The following is a 21,895-nucleotide window of genomic DNA, read 5'->3' on the forward strand; positions in this document are numbered from 1 at the left end:
GCTTTTTGCTTGTGGCTCTTTGTACTTTTTCCTTGGCTCTTTTTACAGAACATTCAGCGTCTGCTCCTTGATTTTTTCCAGGTCGTCTTTCATCATCACCACGAGTTTCTGGATTTCTGCGTGGTTGGCTTTTGAGCCTAATGTATTGATTTCGCGGCCGATTTCCTGGGAGATGAAGCCGAGTTTCTTTCCGTTGAACTCTTCGTTTTTCATCACCTCGTTATAATATTTCAGGTGTTGGGCAAGGCGGACCTTTTCTTCAGAAATGTCGAGTTTTTCAGTGAAATAAGCCATTTCCTGATAAAATCTTGTTTCATCAATATTGTCGAATTCATTCAGGGTGCTCCGGTATTTTTCTTTGATGGTTTCCAGGCGGATGCTTTCGTAAGGCGTCACCTGCGATAGGTAATTTTCAATATTGTGGATGTTGCGTTTCAGCTCTTCGTGGAGGTTATTGCCCTCGGTTTTGCGGAAACTGTCGAATTTTGCCAGGGCTTCTTTCATGAGGCCGCTCAGGAAGATCCATTCATTTTCATTCAGTTCGTCGGGGCGGGTAGAGATGGCATCGGGCATTCTGATGGCCATTTTCAGGTATTCGAAATCGGGTCCGTCAGCGGCAATTTTCTTCAGATCATCCATGTACGCTTTCACCAGTTCATGGTTTACGCTCACATCACCGGAATCGTCCAGCGCTTCGAGATTGATGTAGCAGTCTACCTTACCGCGCAGGATATTGTCGTTGAGGACTTTCCGCAGTTCGAATTCTTTTTCTTTATACCGCAGGGGCATCTTTATATTCAGGTCGAATGATTTGCTGTTGAGCGACTTGATATCGACAGTAATTTTTTTTCCTTCGAACACTCCTTCGCTTCTTCCGAAGCCGGTCATGGATAAAATCATGGATTTGCTTTAGTCTGCAAAGATAAATATTTCAAAACTTTTGAACATTAAAAAGCGGAGCAATAAGTTTCTCTCATTTACGAAAAAGATTATTTTATATATTTGCAACTATATTTAAAGATTTAGAAATATGCTTAAATCGCTTTTCCACTGGAAAGTCCTGGTTAATATCATTTTGGCAGCTGTGGTTTTCACAGGATTGGTTTGGTTAACATTCCGGTGGCTGGAGCTTCATACGAATCACGGCAAGGAGATCGCAGTACCCAATGTGATGAACAGATCCGTACATGATGCCATAAAAATCCTCGATGATTCCGGACTGGATTATGAGGTTGACAGTTTCAAATACGATCCCAAATACCGCCCTTTTCAGGTTTTACAGATTTATCCGTCACCGGGTTCCCGTGTGAAAGACGGCAGGACGATTATCCTTAAAGTAAACCCCAGAACCTACGCACAGGTCTCGGTTCCTGATGTTCTGGACAGGTACAAAGGTTTGGCCTTCCGGCAGTTGGAACAGGTAGGGCTGAAGGTTGGCGATACCATTTACGAGCCCAGTATTCAGCGCGACGCCGTGCTCAGGATGCTGTATAATGGAACAGTGCTGAAGCCGGAAACGCTGCTGCAACGTTTTTCAACCATTGATCTGGTCATTGGCGCAGGCCCCAAAAGAAATATTACCGTTCCCAATCTGGTGGGATTAACCGTACAGGAAGCGAAAGCCATCATCAAACAGAATCTTTTCGAAGTAGGTCTTGTGGAAAGTGAAGACGGCAAGCAGGACGAATCGGATATTGTGTATTATCAGGATCCGGCACCGTTTGATGTCCGCGATCAGGGAATGCAGATTGATATCTGGTCGAGTAAAAAGACCCCTGCGGAAATGGGCGGAAAAATAAGCGAGCTTAACGCGATTTACAGAATTAAACTTCAGGATGTAGAGCCGCTTCCGGAATTTGTGGATCCACCGGCTTACCGGGAACCTGCACCGAGAACCGTAGAGCCGCGACCGGAAACCCCGACGCGTGAAACGCAAAAAGCCGAAACCCCAAAGGCGGAGACCCCTAAATCGGAGACGCCCAAATCCGGGGCCGACAGCAAACCGAAAACTACGGCACCTGCAACCCCCGCAAAACCTGCAGAAAAGCCGAAAGCCAAAAAAGTAATAGTAGAATAATACTCATTTAGTAATCACCTAAAGCTTCAGCGGAAAGTTGAAGCTTTTTTTAATCTATGTCCGACGAAACCGACGAATTTTTAGAAGAAGACTTACCCGGCCGCGAATCCGGAGAAGCTGATGATGCCGAATCGGCAGGACTCTACGAGCACCTCAACATTAAAGTTGACCGAAACCAAGAGCCGCTGCGCATCGACAAGTTTCTGTTCATCTTCCGGCAGAACTCTTCCCGGAACAAGATTTCGCAAACCTGCCGCGCAGGCAATGTGGTGGTGAACGGTAAACCCGTAAAGCAGAACTACCGCGTAAAACCCGGCGACGAAATATCCGTGCTGCTGGCCCATCCGCCGCGCGAAAATATCATCATCCCTCAGGATATCCCCATTAACATCGTGTATGAAGATGATGATCTGGTGGTGGTAGACAAGGATCCCGGCATGGTGGTGCATCCGGGTCACGGCAATTATACCGGAACGCTGGTGAACGCCCTGGCTTATCATTTCGAAAAAAACGGTGAGAAATCTGATCTCGACAGGGTAGGACTCGTGCACAGGATCGACAAAGATACTTCCGGACTTTTGGTCATTGCCAAAAATGAATATGCGCTGAGTTTCCTGGCGAAACAGTTTTTCGACAGAACCACCAAACGGCTTTACTGGGCATTTGTATGGGGAAATATGCCCGACGATGAAGGAACGATTACGGGAAATATTGGCAGACACCTGAAAAACCGGATGCAGATGGCGGTTTTCCCGGACGGAAGTTTCGGCAAACACGCGGTTACGCATTACAAAGTCCTCGAAAGGTTTAAATACATGACCTGGGTAGAATGTAAACTGGAAACCGGAAGAACGCACCAAATCCGCGCCCACTTCAAACATGTCGGGCACACGCTTTTTAATGATGAAAGGTACGAAGGCAATGTGATTCTGAAAGGAATTAACCTGCCGAAATACAAACAGTTTGTAAAAAATGTTTTTGAGGTGCTGCCCCGCCACGCCCTGCATGCCCATACGCTGGGCTTCATCCATCCCGTTACCAAAAAAGAGATGTATTTCGAAAGTCCCATGCCCGCAGATATGGAGGAAGCCATGAAAAAATGGAGAAATTATCAGGAACGCGGATAACCCGAAAAGTTTTTTATATTTGTTTAAATTTCACTCCGCCATTATGAGAAAAATTTATGCCTTATTTTCTGTTTTACTGTTTTTTGTACACTACAAAGGGCAGGAAACACTTCCATATTATCAGCAGTATCTGCTCGACGGTGATTTCCTGTTTAATCCTGCACTTTACGGTAAAACCGACGATGTGGTGTTGAATTTAAATTACCAGAAACAGTTTTCGCAGTTCGCCGAGTCGCCCAATGTACAGTCGATTGGGCTTCATGCCAATGTTTTCGACCGGGTAGGGGCGGGACTTTCGTTTTTCCGCGACCAGAACGGGCCGGTTTCTTCCAACGGAATTGGGGCCGGAGCTTCTTATTTCATTCCGATTGACGACGATGGCGAAAGGAAAAGCCAGTTTTCCTTTGGAACAAACGTGAATTTTTACAACATGAATATAGATCTCGCGAAACTGAATCCTCAGGATCCGGGAGATCCTACGCTGGCTTCGGATACCAACAGCCTGTTTCTCGTGTACGCAAATCTTGGCTTGGCAGTGACTTACCGAAATTTATTTGCCGGTGTTTCCGTAAACGATATTGCGCTAACCAATGATATCCCAATCGTCAACGGCATCGAGCCGGAACCGACCAAGATTATTCTGAATGCGGGGTATGATTATTACCTGGGTGATCAGTTTTATGTGTCGCCATCGGTTCTGATGAATTTCAGTACCAATTCCTCCAGAATAACAGATTTTAACCTGATGGCTACAGTATTGGGTGACGAAAGTTCTTTTTCGGCCGGAGCGAGTTTCAGAACTTCAAGAAACAGATTCGGCAACCAGAATCTTGGAATTTCGCCCATCCTGAAAGCGACCGTAAACAATTTCTTTTTTGGCGCGAGTTATAATTTCGGGCTTTCGGATATACAGCAGTATGCCGGCAGTAGTTTTATGCTGAGCGTAGGGTATAATATCGAAAACTTTATCAATACCAGAGGGTACAGGTATTAGGAGCGCTGGAAGATGGAAGATGGATGCTGGAAGTTTGATGTCATCAAATGACAGAATAAATCTGAAGTTGTAAACTTAAAATTTTCGCCCACAGCCACCAGCTACCCAATCACCCCGCACCCATCACCCCACAACAGACATGATCTACCTCCATATTCCTTTCTGCAAACAGAAATGCAGTTACTGCAACTTTCATTTTTCCACTTCTTTACATTTTAAGGAAGAGATGATGGCTGCGATAAAAAAGGAGATTTTTCTGCGCAAAGATGAACTCCAGGACAAAAACCTGAAATCCCTTTATTTTGGTGGCGGAACTCCTTCCATCCTGAAAGTCGATGAACTGAAATCAATCATTGATGAGGTTCTGAAATATTTCAGCTTTAATGAGGACATCGAAATTACCCTCGAAGCCAATCCCGATGATCTGGATCAGCCATTTTTAAAGGAACTTGCACAAACTGAAATCAACCGCCTTTCGATCGGGACTCAAAGTTTCTTTAATGAAGATCTCATGCTCATGAACCGTGCCCATAACGCCGGAGAAGCGGAATCTTCCATCAAGCGCGCGCAGGATTTCGGTTTCGAAAATATCAGTATTGACCTTATTTACGGGTCACCGACCTCGAATTTTGAAATCTGGAAAGAAAATCTCAACAAAACCATTGCACTTCAGGTGCCTCACGTCTCGTCTTATGCGTTAACCGTAGAACCGAAAACCGCCCTTAACCAATGGATTAAACAGCATAAGATTCCCGCACCGAAAGAAGCGGAACAGAACCGTGAATTTTATTATATGTCGGAATTCCTGAAAGATCACGGTTTCAATCATTATGAAATCTCCAATTTCGGGAAATCCGGTTTTCATTCCCGCCACAATTCCGCCTACTGGAAATCCCATGAATACCTGGGAATAGGACCTTCTGCGCATTCCTACAACGGCAGTAATGAAAGGAGCTGGAATATCGCCAACAATAAACTTTACATCGACTCGCTGGTTCAGAACAAAGTTCCGAAGGAAACCGAAATTTTATCGGAAGCCGATCAGTTCAATGAAATGATTATGATTGGGTTAAGAACCGTTTGGGGCGTTGACCTGACGGTTTTGAATGAAAGATTTAGTGAACAGGTTCTGGCGCATCTTCAGAAAGAAATTCAGTTCAAACTTGAAGAAGGAATTTTAATCATTGAAAATAGTCACCTGAAAATTCCGGAAAAGCATTGGTTCATGGCGGATGGAATCGCCTCCGATTTGTTTATGGTGTAGGAAGTCCGAAGTTGGAAGTTGGAAGCAGGAAGTAGGCATAGAGTTGGGTGTTTCGAGCGATTCACCAACAAATAAATCTGCGTAACCAGAGTCATCTGCGGGAGACTTCATAAATCAACGTTAGAATTCGGTCAAGAAACATCCGGCACCCATCATCCCGCATCCCGCATTTTTCTTATTTTTGCAAAAACTTCTTTCCCTTTGAAAAAGAAACAACAGGATTTCAGTCACCTTTCCGCAAAGCAGCCTATCGGGATTTTCGATTCCGGTGTGGGAGGTTTAACGGTGGCTAAAGAGATTAAAAGATTATTGCCTCACGAGGATCTCATTTATTTTGGCGATACCAAGCATCTTCCGTACGGCGAAAAATCCAGGGAAGCCATCGTAGGTTATTCCACCAAAATCACGAGTTTCCTGCTCGAGAAAAACTGTAAAGCCATCGTCATTGCCTGCAATTCTGCCACGGCCAATGCGCTCACAGAAGTTTTGGAGCTCGTGGACGGCAAAGTTCCGGTCATCGATGTCATCAATCCTGTAGCCGAAAAAGTTGCGTATGAAATTCACAACAATGTGGGCGTCATTGCAACGAAAGCCACGGTAAATTCAGGACTTTATAAAAAATCCATCCGCAGGCACAACAAGTTTATCAAGGTTGACGAACTCGCGACGCCACTTTTGGTACCCGCGATAGAAGAAGGTTTTAAAAACCATCCGATTACGCATTCCATCATCTATAATTATCTCAGCAACAGCAAGCTGAAGAATATCGAGACGCTGATACTGGGCTGTACGCATTATCCGCTGCTGATCGATGAAATCCGCCAGTATTACGGCAACCGCGTGCGTGTCATCGATTCGCCAAGCATTGTCGCAAACCAGCTGAAGATGATTCTTGACAAACACCATCTGCTGAATGACCGAAATCCGGAGCCGAAATACCAGTTTTATCTTTCGGATCTCACGAAAAATTTCGAGAAGATTTCAAAGAAGTTCTTCGGAAACTCCATTAATCTGGAACTGAAGGTGCTTTGAAGTTGGAAGCTTGAAGTTGGAAGCTTGAAGTGGGAAGTTGGAAGTGGGAAGTCGGCAGTTCTACAGAGATTATATGCGTCGTTATGATATGCCCACCTTTTTTGACTTTTGAAAAGCTTAAACGGCAGGAACTTTTCTCGCTTTTGCGGTTAAAATCTGAAAAGAAATTGCTTGTCTTAACCTTAATCTCTATCGTCATCCTCAACCTTATCCTCTGCCTCATTCGGTTTAAAGAAAGAGAAACTTACATTCCCGTATTTTCGGGTGTCGAGTAAGTTTGGGTGCTGAAGCTTCATCCGGCTTTGGTGTTCGAGGATGAAGACGCCGTTTTCCTTCACATAGTTGTTGTTCAGAACCAGCGAAATCAGTTCGTCATATTTCTTTTCTTCCATGTCGAAAGGCGGGTCGGCCACAACGATTTCATACGATTTGCGGTTTCTGTTTTTCTTCAGAAATTCGAAAACATCACCACGGTGAACCTTCACCTGCATTCCCATTTCCAATTCTGCAGCGGTGGCATGAATAAATCCTGAATGTTTGGCGTTCATTTCCACGGAATTTACATCATTGCATCCCCTCGAAGCGAACTCCAGGGAAATCGAGCCGATTCCGGCAAACAGATCCAGCACCGAACTTGACGCCACGTCCAGATTGTAACGGTTTTCAATAATGCTGAAGAGCGCTTCTTTCGCAAAATCGGTGGTTGGTCTTACTTCAAAATTTTTGGGAGCGGCGATTCTTTTGGATTTCCATTTTCCGGAGATAATTCTGTACATAATGATGGGTGTTGGGTGAAGGGTGTCTGTTGCTGGGTGATGGATGTTTGGTGTTTAATCAAGTTTATTTCTAGATGCGATGATGTGATTCATTATTTTAAAGGATTTATTTGAGCAGGAAACTTTTCTTACATCCCGCATGCATCACTCCACATCCAGCCAATATTATCCATTCATTACAAAATTCCGCTTCGGAATGTTATCAAACACAATCTTCAGGTTTTTTACAAATTTGCGGAGTTCGGTGATAAAAGTTTCGTTTTCGGTCGTTTCGCCGTACACGAAAAAGTGGGTTTCACTGATGCCGAAACCTATTTTACTTAAAGTAAACATGATGAAATAAAGAAAATCGACTTCCGAATTCACATCCAGATTATTGTACAGCACCATTTTCTTACGGTCGAAAGCGAAAAACTCGCACTGGTGATGGTAGAGATTGATGTGGATTTCTTTCTGATTTCTGAGATTCAGCGACTGGCGGAATTTTTCGCCCGAGAAGTTAAATTTCGTTGGCAGGTTCAGCTTTTTAATGGACTGATAATGGTTCCGGGGAAAAGTATAATAAAACTGAACGCCCTGTTTTTTGTTCACCGAAAGCATCAGCTCCTCGTGTTCCCGATCCACAGGCGCGTTGAACGATATTAAATCATAGCCCAGCTCATGTTCCGGAAATCCTTCGGGCATTACGGTGAAGTGGTTCAGTGCCGAAACTACAGCGATTTCGCTGTAGTTTTTTTTCGCAAGAATTTCATCCAGTTTTTGGGAGACGGTTGCTGTCGGATTTTCTTCTTCAGCAAAATAAGAATGTTCCTCTAAAACGGTTTTGTTTTTAGAAATCTGGTACTGTAAACCGTCTTTGGTGAAAAGTAGCGAAAGTTTCTGCATAATTTTTTGTCGTGAGCAAATTTAATAAAAAAATAGGAGTCCGCGCCGCAAACATTATCGCCTGCTGAAAACAGGAATGATCAGTTTGGTATGCCGGGCTCTGTCAAAGTGCATACCTTGCCTGCTACTTGGTCAAAGTTTTAAACAGCATAATACTACTTTTACAAAGTTCAAAACGGAAACCGACCCGCTAAAAAGAAACTTTGTCAAAGTGCCTCCACAGTCAAAAGAACAAGTAAGAAATTCCTATTTTTGCATTCTACAACGATTTCATGAAAACCGGCGATAAAATATCACTCATTGATGACAATCTGAAAGGCACCATTATTTCTGTAAAAGGTGAAGTGGTGGTTTTTAAGGATGAACACGGCTTTACGCACCAGGAAAAGAAAGAAAAACTCGTGCTGCAGGATCCTGAAATTTACGCGCAGGTGCCCACCGTCATCAAAAAGGAGATCTCCGCACCGCGCTCTAAAAAACACAACAGAAAGCATATGGTACTCGATTTACATTTCGAAAACCTGGTGAAAAACCCTTCGGATTATAACGCGTTTGAAAGAATTTTCATCCAGAAAGAAAAACTGGAGGAAACCATCGGCTTTTGCCGCAAAAACAACCTTAAGAAACTCGAAATCATCCATGGCATCGGCGACGGCGTCTTACAGCGCATGGTACACGATTACCTCACCGGACAAACCAACCTGGAGTTCGACGATCATGATTTTTTCTACCATCAGAGAGGCAGTGTGATGGTGACACTGAGATGAGGAGTGGACTAGTGGAAAAGTTATTGAGTTAATGGTTTACCGAAAACTGCTCATTACGATACCACGACACGACTAAACCACCATACCACTCAAACACCCAGCACCCAGCAATCTCACTTTTTCTCCGCTGGCAAAAGTTTAAAGGAAGTGGCAACAAATGTATCACCTTTCACCCTGCCTGTGACTTCAGCTTTGCGGATGGTGTTACAGAAGCCTTCTTTAGCATGGGCATCGCCATGGTCATCGATATTTGTCCCTTCCACAAAATAAGATTTTCCGTCGATTTTTACGGCCAGATCACAGCCTTTTTTGCCCTTCATTTTAAACTGGCACTGTCCGCAGGCTGCTTCTACGACCTGAGTATTCTGTTTGGTCGTTTGGGAACTCATGGCGATTCCTGAAAACATGAGGAATACAAAAAGAAGATTTTTCATAATCATTATTTCAGGTAAAAGTAGGTTTTTCTGCTGAATTTCAATAGGATTACCGTCACGGTGTCCTTTATCAGACGGAGGAAGACGCTTTAAACCTTATCAGACTGCTCATGCATGTGCTACTTTGTCAAAGTTATAAACAGCATAACACTACTTTAACAAAGGTCAAAAGGGACCGACCCTGCTACCCAAACAAACTTTGTCAAAGTACTTATGCGCATGAACAGAACTTTGACAAAGTAAGCGAGCCTCCACTTTGTCAAAGTTTTATACAGCGTAACACTACTTTGCCAAAGTTCGAATGGTAACCGACCCTGCTACCCAAACAAACTTTGTCAAAGTGATTATGTGCGTGAACAGAACTTTGACAAAGTAAGTGAGCCTCCACTTTGTCAAAGTTTTATACAGCATAACACTACTTTGACAAAGTTCGAATGGTAACCGACGCTGCCACCCAACAAACTTTGTCAAAGTACTTACGCGCATGAACAGAACTTTGACAAAGTAAGCGACCATAAAAATACTTTAACAGCGTTCGACTGGCAACGTCCAAAGCCCACCGTTATTCATTGTCCACACTTACATCCTTAACTCCACCCTCAATCCATCCACATCCTCATTCTTATTCTCAAACTTAGCCTCAACCTCAACAAAGTCCTGAACTTTATCGGAAATGTCCCAAATTCTTACCGAAAAATTTCCGTATTTTTGGATTCTTAATAATCGTTTATCAATAATAACTCAGAAATATGGATCCAATTTTCGACCTTATCGAACAGGAAAGACAAAGACAAACCCACGGAATTGAACTGATCGCTTCAGAAAACTTCGTTTCAGATCACGTGATGAAAGCCATGGGCAGCGTGCTCACGAATAAATATGCGGAAGGTTATCCCGGCAGAAGATACTACGGCGGCTGCGAAGTGGTGGACGAAGTGGAAACCCTGGCGATTGAACGTGCCAAAGAGCTTTTCGGCGTGGAATATGCGAATGTTCAGCCTCACTCAGGTTCTCAGGCCAATGCCGCGATTTACTTATCGATCCTTAAGCCGGGCGATAAAATCCTGGGCCTCGATCTTTCCATGGGCGGACATTTGACCCACGGATCTTTCGTAAACTTTTCAGGGATTCAGTACAATGCCAACTTCTACGGCGTAGACCGTGAAAGCGGACTCATCGATTACGAAGCGATGCGCCAGAAAGCCCTAGAAGTAAAGCCTAAAATGATGATCGCGGGTTATTCTGCGTATTCCAGAGATATCGACTTTAAGAAATTCCGTGAAGTGGCAGACGAAGTGGGCGCTACGCTTTGGGCAGATATCGCGCATCCTGCAGGTTTAATCGCGAAGGGACTCCTGAGTTCGCCTTTTGAACACTGCCATGTCGTAACCACCACCACCCATAAAACGTTAAGAGGTCCGAGAGGCGGACTGATCATGATGGGGAAAGATTTTGAAAATACCTACGGCCACAAAACGCCGAAAGGCGAAACCAAACTCATGAGCGCGGTGCTCGACAATTCTGTGTTTCCGGGAATTCAGGGTGGTCCGCTCGAGCATGTCATCGCCGCAAAAGCTGTGGCTTTCGCCGAAGCCATCGACCCGAAATTCGAAATCTACGCAAAACAGGTCGTGGCCAACTCCCGCGCTTTAGCCAAAGCCATGACGGATAACGGCTTCGATATCGTGAGTGGCGGAACCGACAATCACCTGATGCTCGTAGACCTCCGAAATAAAAAGGTCAACGGCAAGGAAACCGAGAAAGCCCTTGTAAAAGCCGACATTACCTGCAACAAAAACATGGTGCCGTTTGATGATAAATCAGCATTTACTACTTCGGGAATCCGTCTCGGTACGGCGGCCATCACCACACGCGGCCTTAAGGAGAACGACATGTCGACCATCGCCGGACTCATCAATGAGGTCGTGATGAACCTTAAAGACGACGCCGTTATCAGCGATGTCCGCAAAAAAGTGAATGCGCTGATGGATGAGAAGCCCCTGTTTCAGTATTAATTAGGTTGAGGCTGAGGTTTAGGTTGAGTGAGATTTGTTTTAAGTAAAAAGTAAGGTTGTATTATGTTCAGCTTCTTTCATTAATGCCCCAAATTCACCTCATCCTCATCCTCACCCTTAACCTAAATCTTAACCTTAACCTCAATCTATGTACACCGATTTTACCCAAATGCCGGTTTGGAAGCATGCGATGGATATCGCGGTTGAAGTTTTCGAGATTTCAAAATCGCTTCCGAAGAAAGAAGATTATGCACTTACTTCGCAAATCCGAAGAGCTGCCGAAAGTATTTCTTCCAATATTTCTGAAGGATTTGGAAGAGGTGGAGATAAGGAAAAGATAATGTTTTATAGGTTTTCTCGGGGCTCAGCAAACGAAACAAAAAACCACCTTATTTACGGAACCTTGGTAAAGTATTTTGAAGAGCAGCAGTCATCTGCCATTATTTCAAAAATTGAAGATTTGGTTCACGAACTTTATAAAATCATTAAAACTATAGAGAACAAGGGAAAATAACCTCAACCTCAACCTCAGCCTTGGAACACAAATCTTACACTTTCCTCGAAATCAAACAGAAAATGGCCGCTTACTGCAGCTATCAGGACCGGTGTCACCAGGAAGTGGAGCAGAAGATGCGGGATTTTCTGCTGATTCCGGAGGCGAAGGAAGAAATCCTGCTCTACCTGATGCGCGAAAATTATCTCAATGAGGAGCGTTTTGCCCGAAGCTATATCCGTGGGAAATTTTATATCAAATCCTGGGGACGCAACAAAATCCGGAACCACCTGAAGTTTAAAGGCGTGCCGGAGAAGCTGATCAACAGTTGTTTTGATGAAATCGATGACGCGGATTATGAAAAGACGCTCCTCAAAATCTATGAACAGTACTACGCCCGCCAGACGGGTAAGGAATATCAGAAGAAATCGAAGACCACTAAATACCTGCTGGGGCGGGGTTTTGAATATGAGGAGATTCTTAAGGTGAGTGGGTGAGTGGGTGAGTCGTTTAGTGAGGGGTGCTGGAAGCTGGGAGAGGGAAGCTAGAAGCTGGGTGTTGGAAGGTATCTCCAAATTCGCCGGAGTACGCTTCATTACTTATCACTTATTGCTCATCATTCATCATACTGCTTTGCCGATGCCTGAGGCTCACGAATGCGGAGGAATTCAGAGTGGTTTAGTGGATGAATGGGTTAGTGATTTAATGGACGACTGGTTGAGTGGGTTAGTGGCTGAGGGATTGAGTATTTGAGTGATGACGGGGTTTTCTTTCCTTGTTATCAGCGTTCTTTTTAGGCTGTATTCTGGGTTGTTATCAAAATATCAATAGGAATGTGCTTTAGCTCATTTTAATAATTACGGTAGTATCCGGCTTTAGCCTAAACCTAAGTCCTGTATTTATCCAGAAACGGAACAATGGTTTCCTTGCTTTGGAGCGACGCTTACAAAGTGACAAAGGTTTGGGAATAAAGTGGGTGAGTGGATGAGTGGTTTAGTGGTTTAGTAGTTTAGTGATTATTTACCTGAGTGGTGATGGGATGAATTTGTTACTTTATCAAAGTTTTATACGGCATGACAATAATTCGACAAAGTTCGAAGGGAAACTAACGCTGCAGCCGAAACTAACTTTGTCAAAATGCCTATATGAGGAGATTCTCAAGGTGAGTGGTTGAGTGGTTTAGTGGTTGAGTATTTTAGTGGTGACGGGGTTTTCCTTCCACGTTATCAGCGTTCTGTTCAGGCTGTATTCTCAGTCATTATCAAAATATCAATAGGAATGGGCTTTAGCCCATTTTAATAATTACGGTAGTATCCGGCTTTAGCCGAAACCTAAGTCCTGTATTTTTCCAGAAACGGAACAATGGTTTCTTGCTTTGCAGAGACGCTTACAGCGTGACAAAGGTTTGTGAATAAAGTGGGTGAGTGGGTGAGTGGTGAGTGGTTTAGTGGGTGAGTGATTGAGTATTTGAGTGGTGATGGGATGAATTTGCTACTTTGTCAAAGTTTTAAACAGCATAACAATACTTTGACAAAGTTCAAAATGGCAACCGAATCTGCTACCCAAACAAACTTTGTCAAATTACTTACTCGTATGAACAGAACTTTGACAAAGTTCGAAGGGAAACCAACGCTGCAACCGAAAAAAACTTTGTCAAAGTGCTTATGCGCGTGAACAGAACTTTGACAAAGTTTAGCCCGTTAAAGTTTCCGGTTTCCCGGTCCGGCATTCTTCCACCAGTCCACTAACCCACTAATCCACCAACCCACTAAATCCACAGAAACACCCAGCATCCTGCACCCCCCCCCCCATCCCTGCATCCTGCTTCCCGCTTCCATCACCCATCTTCCATCATCCATCATCCAAAATCACCCATCTCCCATCTCTTGCAGGCAATTCTTCTCTGAAAATGGCGTTTTAACTAAAGTTAATCTGCGGTGGGATTAAAAAAAATACCCATTATTGAAATAATTTTAATTAATTTGCACAAATATTACGTTACACACAAACAGTCAATGTTGTCCGATATGAAAAAAATAAGTACAGTCCTTGCCATATTCGTAGCCGTTACCCTTAGTGCGCAGTCACTTAAGTACGGAATAACAGGGAACATTCACAGAGGCTCTATCGTGGGTGTTCACGACCGATCTATAGGAAAATACGGAGGTGGATTAGGGGTTTTCGCCGAGATTCCATTGGTGGAGAATGATGTCTTCGATTCTGCGTGGCTTTATCTTGTGCCACAGATCGAATACAGCATGCAGGGCGAAAACGCAGAGGTTAATGTGGACCGTTTCGGGGTACAGAAATACCATTATGATTATGCCGCCATGCAGATCTATCTCAAGTGGTTTTTCCACAAAGGGAATATGAAGAGAGACGTTTTCCTGTTTGCCGGACCGCGGATTGAGTATATGGTAAGGCAGAAGGAAACCGTTGATCCTGCATATGATGTGATTCATTATAAGTATAATCTAGATGATGAAGTTAATAAATTCGGATACGGCGTATCTTTCGGGGCAGGTCTGAAGATCACCCAGCAGTGGTCTGCCTTTCTTCGCTACGACAGAGGCTTCAGCAAGGTATATCCGAATAACGACCGTAACAATACCTATAACAGGCTGATCGCTTTAGGCGTAAATTATTACCTGAACGAAAACTGGTGGTAGAAACAGCACGGTTTTTGACCAAGATTACAGCCTGATGAAAATATCTTTACTTTTGTAATCTTAAAATTTAACAATGAAAAAATACGCAGCCGTATTTCATATCTTATTTATTGCGCTCTTCCTGATTTCCTGTAAACCAAAAAAGAATATCGTTTATATGTCCAATGATAACTTCCAACAGGAAGTTTCACAGGCTAAATACGCGGGCCTTCATCTCCAGGAAGGTGACCGGCTTCAAATCCTCGTTTCTGCTTTCGATGAGATTGCGGTAAGACCATTCAATATTGCAACCATGAACCGGACGGGAAATACCACATCAGGAACCTCAGGTGGCAATACCGGAAGCAGCCCCAGTGAATATACCATCAATAGCGATGGGACCATTATTTTCCCGGTTCTTGGCGCGGTGTACTGCAAAGGCATGACGAAGCAGCAGCTTAAGGAAGACCTTGAAAGCAGACTTAAACGTTATCTGACAGATCCTATGGTGACCATTACCCTCACCAACTTCAACATCAGTGTACTCGGAGAGGTGAAAAGTCCCGGACAGAAGACCAGTTCGACAGAAAAACTCAATATTTTTCAGGCCATTGCGCTGGCGGGAGATCTAACTTACGACGCAAACCGCACGAATGTGAAACTCATCCGAACTTCCGAAGCTACAGGGAAAGATGAAACCGTGTCTTTGGATCTTTCTGAGGCCTCGATCGTCAATTCCCCTTACTATTATTTACAGCAGAACGATATTTTGTATGTAGAGCCCGACCGAAACAAACAGGTGGCCGTCAACAATGATTCAGCAACCGATAAATGGATCCGTTATGGCGGTATCGCTTTGGGACTTGTTACGCTTATTATTTCATTAACCCGAAAATAAAAACATGGAACTTTTAGAAACTTCGGGACCCGTACAGAAGGCGAAACCCCTTAACATTAAGAAAGAAATTATAAAATACCTGAGGAAATGGCCGTGGTTCCTCATCAGCATGGCGGTGTTTTATACCGCTGCACAAATCTATCTGCGGTATGCTGAGCCGCAGTACCATACCAAAACCTCCCTTAAACTCCTCGAATCCAAGGGTAAAAATACGACGGCCCTTAACGATCTTAAAAACCTCGGAATGGGAGTCAGCGGTTCAGATGAACTTCAGGGTGAAACCACGCTGATTGTTTCCAAGCCCATCTTACAGAAGGTGGCGCGTAATCTTAACCTCGATGTGTCCGTGTACAGTTCAGGAAAGATCAAGGAATTTGAGCTCTATAAGAATTCTCCCTACGAGATCAGAATCATCAGTTTAAACAATCCATCCGGTTTCAGTGGTGCGACGTATGAAATGACGCCCGTGGGCAATAATTCGTACCGCCTTTCCGGCTCCGGTAAAATCTACCGTTTCGGAACCCCGGTACAGGTTTCTTTTGGTGTGATTCAGGTAGATGCGAAGCCCGGCAGCAGGAATAAAGTCCCTTTGAAAGTGGTCTTTAAGAATCTTGCAAGGGTAGTTGGCGGACTGGAAGGAAGCATCAATGTAAGTCTTCCGCCCAACAAAGGAATGCTGATGGAAGTCTCAATGGTAGGTCCTGTTCCCCAAAAGTCTGAGGATATTCTCAATGAACTTACCAAACAGTACCTTATTGACGGGGTGAACGATAAAAATGAGGAGGCCCAGAATACCCAGAATTTCATCAATGAAAGACTGGAAATCATCACGGAAGACCTTTCAGGCATCGAAGGACAGAAAGAAAATTTCAAGCGTTCCAACCAGATTACCAACCTCGATGCGCAGGCGGGTATCGCTTTAGGCAGTGCCGAAGAAAATACAAAAGCCGTTGTTGAGAAAAGCATGCAGCTTGATGTCGTAAACTCGGTACTCTCCGCCAGCAGCAGTGAGCAGCTCCTTCCTTCGGGAATGGGACTTAATTCCGGTGCTGAAACGGCAATTACACAGTACAACGAACTGCTGCTCACCCGGAACCGCGTGCTGAAGCAGGCCACCGGAGAGAATCCGGCCGTGGTAGAGATGAACAAACAGATCGGTGCGCTGCGCAACCTCATCCGCAAGAATCTGATGGAAAGCCGCGAGACCCTGCAGCTTCAGATCGCCCAGGCCAATGCCCAGCTCAATGTTGCGAAAGGCAATATCAGCCGATACCCGACTCAGGAAAAGATTTTCCGAAGCATCGACCGTCAGCAGACGCTGAAAGAACAGCTGTACCTCTACCTTTTACAGAAAAGGGAAGAGAATGCCATTACCCTGGCGGTTACGGCTCCCAAAGCCAAAATCGTAAACCCGGCGTTTACCACCGGCAAAGTACAGCCTCAGAACCAGCAGATTATTCTGGGCGCACTTGCAGCAGGTTTCCTGCTTCCGCTGGTGTTCTTCTTCGCCAAAAACACGCTGGATACCAAGGTGCATACGAAGGAACATATCCTGGCACATTTTCCGGACGCTTCCATCATCAGTGAAATCCCGGTACAGGACACGCCGGATGAGCTGGTGCATGCCAATGATTTTTCTGTGTTTTCCGAATCCTTCAGGATTCTGAGTTCCAACCTTAAATTCCTTCTCAAGGCAAAAAATCAGGAAAAGGGAGGCGTGGTGCTCGTTACTTCCTCCATCAAAGGAGAGGGTAAAACCACGGTTTCCATGAATACAGCGGTGACGTTAGCCGGAAGCAGTTCCGTACTCATCATCGGGGCCGATATCCGTAATCCTCAACTCGACCGCTTTTTTAAGGGCAAAAATACCGGGCTCACCGATTATCTGGTCTCTGACGATCAGGAGCCGGATGCTTTTATAAGGCCTTCAGGTCTGCATGAAAATCTGGATGTGATGTTTGGCGGACAAATCGCCCCGAACCCGAATGACCTGCTCGACATGCAGAAATTCGACACCATGCTTGCCGGACTTAAAAAACGCTATGATTATATCATCCTCGATTCCGCGCCCGTGATGCTGGTGAGTGATACCCTTCACCTCATCGAACATGCCGACGCTGTACTCTATGTCGTGAAATCAGATTTTACCGAGAAAGATATGATCGACTTCGCTTACGGGTTCCGCAACGAAAACAGAATCGATAATATGGCCTTCGTCCTCAACAGTGTAAAACCTGAGAATACCCGTTACGGAACTACGATTGGCTATGGCTACTATTCCGAAGAACACCGCCAGAAAATCAAGTGGTGGAAGAGATTTGGACTGTAGGATGCTGGATGGTTGAGTGATGGAGTGCTTGAATGTGGTAGTGGTTGAGTGGTTTGTGGTTAAGTGGTGTAGTGGTTTAGTGAGGAATGCGGGTGATGGAGGCTGGCGTTTGGCTTATGGCATTTAGCTTCTGGCATCTAAAAAACACCCAGAACTTAGCACCGCGCTTCCAGCATCAAAAATCTCAAATCAAAAATCTCTCCTCTCCTTCACACAATTACCACAAACCTCACCCATACTGGTCTGTATTTTGTAAATTTGCGGCCTGTTAACATTATTGGAACGGGGCATTCTGTTCACCATTATACTATGAAAAAAATACTCATTACCGGCGGTGCCGGATTCATCGGCTCGAATCTCTGCGAATATTTCATCGAAAAAGGCGATCAGGTCACCTGTCTCGATAATTTCGCAACCGGCTTTATGCATAATATCGAGCATCTGCTGGAGCATCCGCAGTTTACCTTGATCGAAGGCGACATCCGTAATCCGCAAACCTGCGCCAAAGCCTGCGAAGGTCAGGATTATGTGCTGCATCAGGCCGCGCTGGGTTCGGTTCCCAGGTCCATCAATGATCCTGTTACAAGTAATGACGTGAATGTAAGCGGTTTCCTGAATATGCTCGTGGCTGCGCGCGACGCGAAAGTGAAACGCTTTATCTATGCCGCCAGTTCTTCGACCTACGGAGATTCCGCTTCCCTGCCCAAAGTGGAGGAGGTGATCGGCAGACCCTTGTCACCCTATGCCATCACCAAGTATGTGAATGAACTTTACGCTGATGTGTTTTCAAAAACTTACGGTATGGAGTGTATCGGTCTGCGCTATTTCAATGTCTTTGGGAGGAAGCAAAACCCGAACGGAGCCTATGCCGCGGTGATTCCTAAATTTGTCATTCAGCTCATGAACCATGACAGTCCGGTCATCAACGGTACAGGGGATTATTCCCGTGATTTTACGTATATCGACAATGTCATCCAGATGAATGAGAAGGCGATGCTTTCCGAGAACCCGGCGGCGGTGAACACCGTTTATAATACGGCAGTGGGCGACCGCACCACGCTGAATACATTGGTCGCCTATCTCAAAGAATATCTCGGCAATTTCGATCCGGAAATTTTGAAAGTGGAAACCATTTACGGTCCGGAGCGCGCAGGGGATATCCCGCATTCGCTGGCCTCCGTAGAAAAGGCGAAAAGACTCTTAGGTTACGAACCTACGCACAACATACAAGCCGGATTGAAAGAGGCGGTGACGTGGTATTGGGAGAATCTGAGGTAGTGGAGGAGTGGGTTAGTGGTGTAGTGGTGTAGTGGGTTAGTGGGTTAGTGAGGGAGGCTGGAAGCTGGAAGCTGGATGCTGGAAGTTGGGTGACTGCACCGTCACGCCTTCGGCTCGGTGAGATTGACTTCGTCGAACCGCTGCGCTAGGTTTCCTACGGGGGTGACAAACACTCTTGTTAAAGATTTGTTGCAATTCAGAAGAAATTTACTTCCCTGAAATTCTACAAACAATTGACCTAGGAGTTATTTGCGTTAAGAAAAAGTTGAATTTCTTCCGTAACTGCTTTTTCAATAATCAGACATAAAAATCCCCATTGTTCGAGTGGCGGAAGTACATTTCTTTAAAAGCGATAATCGTCCTACCCGCCCGAAACCTAACGAAGTGGTTCAACGACCGAAGGGAGTTAAACCGCTTGTGGTTCAACGACCGAAGGGAGTTAAACCGCTTGTGGTTCAACGACCGAAGGGAGTTAAACCGCTTGTGCTTCAACGATGGCAGGGAGTCAAACCGCTTGCGGTTCGACGACCAGCGGGAGTCAATTTTGGGGAAATCTACCGGAGTGGTTAAACGAACGCAGGGAGTTAATTTCTTAGAAGAAATTCAACTTTTTTAGCAATCCGCCATAGGCGGATCGCCGATTCCATTAAAAATATAAACACAATGAGGCAAAAAGATCCAGTATTGAAAACGAAGTTTCGACGATTCAAATAAAATAAATAGAGAAGAGGAGTCATTTTTTCGTTCTTTTTTACTCATCCTCTTATTTATTTTTCTTGGTATTCGTGATATGCTTCGCAGTTGGGTCAAGACAAAAAGAAAAAAAAACAGTGATTTTGCGTGTAGAGTAACCTAACCAAACCATTTAACGAATTTTAGACTCAAGAAAAATCTATTTTTAATAAATTTATCTTTCAACTCAGCCACCGACTTAGGAGCTTTATGCGTAAAGAAAAATCGAGATTTCTTCGTGTACCGCTCTTCTTAATAATAACTGCCTAAAAATCCCCACTGTTTGAGTGGCGGCAAAACTTTTCCTTGAACATCCCAGTGGCGTATCCGCCCGAGTTTTGGGGATTTTCTTAGAAGAAATCTTGATTTTTTAGCATAAAGATCCAGTCTTGATTTTTTTCGTTCTTTTTTTATCAAGAAAAAAAGAACAGTATTATTGCACCATTTCACCTCCGGCGCGGTGAAGCCCCTACGGAATGGCAAAAGATATTTTTTACAATGTGGTTTCAGCAAACAGACGATTGACTGCCGCCGGCGAGATAAGGCTCAGAAAATTTTTATTATAGAGGCCGCTAATCCACCAGATCATTCAACCACTCCATCACACCCCGCCCCAATAATTATGTTAACTTCCCTTCACAACACCGCAACATTTGCAAATAAATACTTACCTTTGTCGCTTCAAAAAACAGAAAAGTACCGGAAGTATTTTATTGTAAATACTTTTAAACCAATATTTTATTGTTTAATACCGTTCTTTTAAAGTATTTATATGACACATCAAATCGCCATCATCGGCCTTGGCTATGTAGGGCTTCCTTTGGCCCGACTTTTCGCTACGAAATACCCAGTTGTAGGGTTCGATATCAACCAACAGCGGATTGCGGAACTCAATGCCGGAAATGATTTCACCCTCGAGGTGGAAGAAAATCTGCTCAAATCGGTACTTGTTTCGGAGAACCCGATGGCTTCCGGCTCCCAGCATCCCGCATCCCGCATCCCGCATCCCGGACTGTACTGCACCCACGAACTTTCTGATATCGCAGACGCCAACACCTACATCATTACCGTCCCAACGCCGGTGGACAAGAACAATAAACCCGATCTTACGCCACTTTATAAAGCCAGCGAGACTGTTGGGAAAGTCCTGAAGAAAGGAGATGTTGTGATTTATGAATCTACGGTGTATCCGGGTGCTACTGAGGAGGAGTGTATTCCGGTGCTCGAAAAAGTTTCAGGACTTACATATAATGAAGATTTCTTTGCGGGGTATTCTCCGGAACGGATCAATCCTGGCGATAAAGAGCATACCGTAGAAAAAATATTAAAAGTGACCTCAGGCTCTACGCCGGAGATTGGAAAAGCCGTTGATGATCTGTATAAATCGGTCATCACCGCAGGAACCCATCTCGCACCGACGATTAAAGTGGCGGAAGCAGCTAAGGTTATTGAAAACTCCCAGCGCGACATCAATATCGCGTTTGTGAATGAACTGGCGAAGATCTTCAACCTTATGGACATCAATACCCATGATGTGCTGGAAGCAGCCGGCACCAAATGGAATTTCCTTCCTTTTAAACCCGGCCTTGTGGGTGGACACTGCATTGGCGTGGATCCCTATTATCTGGCGCAGAAAGCGCAGGAGTTTGGCTATCATCCCGAGATTATCCTGGCAGGAAGACGCATGAATGATTCCATGGGCGCCTATGTCGCCTCTCAGGTCGTAAAAGCCATGATCAAAAAAGACATTGCGGTGAACGGTGCCGAAGTGCTGATGCTGGGAATCACGTTTAAAGAAAACTGTCCGGATGTCCGCAATACCAAGATTGTAGATGTTGTAGCCGCATTGAAAGACTACGGCATGAAGGTCACCATTTACGACCCCTGGGCAAAACCGGAAGAAGTAAAACATGAGTACGGATTGACCTGTTATAATACTTTACCCTGTCATTCCGGGCGCAGCGAGGAATCTCTTTCCGCCGCGCAGCTGGAAAGCACCTCAGCATCCATCGAGAAATACGATGCAGTAGTCCTCGGAGTAGCACACAACGAATTCCTCAACCTCAACCTCAACCTCAGCCTTAAAGAAAAAGCGGTGGTGTATGATGTTAAGGGCGTTTTGGAAGGAGCAGAAAACACATTATAA

At 44.7% G+C, this 21,895-nt stretch carries 18 protein-coding genes; 14 read left to right on the plus strand and 4 right to left on the minus strand.

Going from position 1 to position 21,895, the window contains the following annotated elements; translation table 11 throughout:
• Positions 1-42: 42 nt before the first annotated feature.
• A complete protein-coding gene (locus tag OK344_RS00890) occupies positions 43-900 on the minus strand; it encodes a YicC family protein (RefSeq protein WP_088468039.1) in 858 nt (285 codons plus the stop codon).
• A gap of 130 nt (positions 901-1,030) precedes the next feature.
• Here OK344_RS00890 and OK344_RS00895 point away from each other — a divergent pair, with 130 nt between their 5' ends.
• The 5 genes from OK344_RS00895 to murI all read left to right on the plus strand — a co-directional run bounded on the left by OK344_RS00895 (position 1,031) and on the right by murI (position 6,494).
• Complete coding sequence (locus OK344_RS00895) at positions 1,031-2,077, plus strand: PASTA domain-containing protein (RefSeq protein WP_265143008.1); 1,047 nt, start codon at positions 1,031-1,033, stop codon at positions 2,075-2,077.
• Positions 2,078-2,133: 56 nt separating this feature from the next.
• Complete coding sequence (locus OK344_RS00900) at positions 2,134-3,204, plus strand: RluA family pseudouridine synthase (protein ID WP_265143009.1); 1,071 nt, start codon at positions 2,134-2,136, stop codon at positions 3,202-3,204.
• 43 nt (positions 3,205-3,247) lie between these two features.
• Entirely contained in the window at positions 3,248-4,198 is a 951-nt protein-coding gene (locus OK344_RS00905) for a PorP/SprF family type IX secretion system membrane protein (RefSeq protein ID WP_265143010.1), read from the plus strand.
• Positions 4,199-4,337: 139 nt separating this feature from the next.
• Entirely contained in the window at positions 4,338-5,462 is a 1,125-nt protein-coding gene (gene hemW, locus OK344_RS00910; RefSeq protein WP_265143011.1) for a radical SAM family heme chaperone HemW, read from the plus strand.
• Positions 5,463-5,663: 201 nt separating this feature from the next.
• Complete coding sequence (gene murI, locus OK344_RS00915; RefSeq protein WP_265143012.1) at positions 5,664-6,494, plus strand: glutamate racemase; 831 nt, start codon at positions 5,664-5,666, stop codon at positions 6,492-6,494.
• Between the two features lie 182 nt (positions 6,495-6,676).
• Here murI and OK344_RS00920 read toward each other — a convergent pair whose 3' ends face one another.
• Both OK344_RS00920 and OK344_RS00925 read right to left on the minus strand, forming a co-directional pair.
• Positions 6,677-7,270, minus strand: coding sequence for an RsmD family RNA methyltransferase (locus OK344_RS00920; protein ID WP_265143013.1), 594 nt, complete (start codon positions 7,268-7,270; stop codon positions 6,677-6,679).
• A 165-nt stretch (positions 7,271-7,435) separates the two neighbouring features.
• The gene (locus tag OK344_RS00925) at positions 7,436-8,155 is read right to left on the minus strand and encodes a DUF3822 family protein (protein ID WP_265143014.1); all 720 of its coding nucleotides are present in this window, start codon (positions 8,153-8,155) and stop codon (positions 7,436-7,438) included.
• A 272-nt stretch (positions 8,156-8,427) separates the two neighbouring features.
• Between OK344_RS00925 and OK344_RS00930 the strand changes: the two genes are divergently transcribed.
• A complete protein-coding gene (locus OK344_RS00930) occupies positions 8,428-8,922 on the plus strand; it encodes a Smr/MutS family protein (RefSeq protein ID WP_265143015.1) in 495 nt (164 codons plus the stop codon).
• A 113-nt stretch (positions 8,923-9,035) separates the two neighbouring features.
• Here the strand turns inward: OK344_RS00930 and OK344_RS00935 are convergent, their stop codons facing one another.
• Positions 9,036-9,356: a DUF6370 family protein gene (locus OK344_RS00935; RefSeq protein ID WP_265143016.1), complete on the minus strand. Its 321-nt coding sequence runs from the start codon at positions 9,354-9,356 to the stop codon at positions 9,036-9,038.
• 749 nt (positions 9,357-10,105) lie between these two features.
• Here OK344_RS00935 and glyA point away from each other — a divergent pair.
• The 8 genes from glyA to OK344_RS00975 all read left to right on the plus strand — a co-directional run bounded on the left by glyA (position 10,106) and on the right by OK344_RS00975 (position 21,895).
• Positions 10,106-11,371, plus strand: a complete 1,266-nt coding sequence (gene glyA / locus OK344_RS00940; RefSeq protein WP_265143017.1) for a serine hydroxymethyltransferase — start codon at positions 10,106-10,108, stop codon at positions 11,369-11,371.
• A gap of 148 nt (positions 11,372-11,519) precedes the next feature.
• On the plus strand, positions 11,520-11,885 hold the full coding sequence (locus OK344_RS00945; RefSeq protein ID WP_265143018.1) for a four helix bundle protein: 366 nt from the start codon (positions 11,520-11,522) through the stop codon (positions 11,883-11,885).
• 62 nt (positions 11,886-11,947) lie between these two features.
• On the plus strand, positions 11,948-12,361 hold the full coding sequence (locus OK344_RS00950; RefSeq protein ID WP_265143597.1) for a regulatory protein RecX: 414 nt from the start codon (positions 11,948-11,950) through the stop codon (positions 12,359-12,361).
• Positions 12,362-13,891: 1,530 nt separating this feature from the next.
• Entirely contained in the window at positions 13,892-14,533 is a 642-nt protein-coding gene (locus tag OK344_RS00955; protein ID WP_265143019.1) for an outer membrane beta-barrel protein, read from the plus strand.
• A 73-nt stretch (positions 14,534-14,606) separates the two neighbouring features.
• Positions 14,607-15,410: a polysaccharide biosynthesis/export family protein gene (locus OK344_RS00960; protein ID WP_265143020.1), complete on the plus strand. Its 804-nt coding sequence runs from the start codon at positions 14,607-14,609 to the stop codon at positions 15,408-15,410.
• Between the two features lie 4 nt (positions 15,411-15,414).
• The gene (locus OK344_RS00965) at positions 15,415-17,739 is read left to right on the plus strand and encodes a GumC family protein (protein WP_265143022.1); all 2,325 of its coding nucleotides are present in this window, start codon (positions 15,415-15,417) and stop codon (positions 17,737-17,739) included.
• Between the two features lie 309 nt (positions 17,740-18,048).
• Positions 18,049-19,017, plus strand: a complete 969-nt coding sequence (locus OK344_RS00970; RefSeq protein ID WP_265143024.1) for an SDR family oxidoreductase — start codon at positions 18,049-18,051, stop codon at positions 19,015-19,017.
• 1,504 nt (positions 19,018-20,521) lie between these two features.
• Positions 20,522-21,895, plus strand: coding sequence for a nucleotide sugar dehydrogenase (locus OK344_RS00975; RefSeq protein WP_265143025.1), 1,374 nt, complete (start codon positions 20,522-20,524; stop codon positions 21,893-21,895).

This window comes from Kaistella yananensis (assembly GCF_026107505.2).
In the GTDB taxonomy this organism is placed as follows: domain Bacteria; phylum Bacteroidota; class Bacteroidia; order Flavobacteriales; family Weeksellaceae; genus Kaistella; species Kaistella yananensis.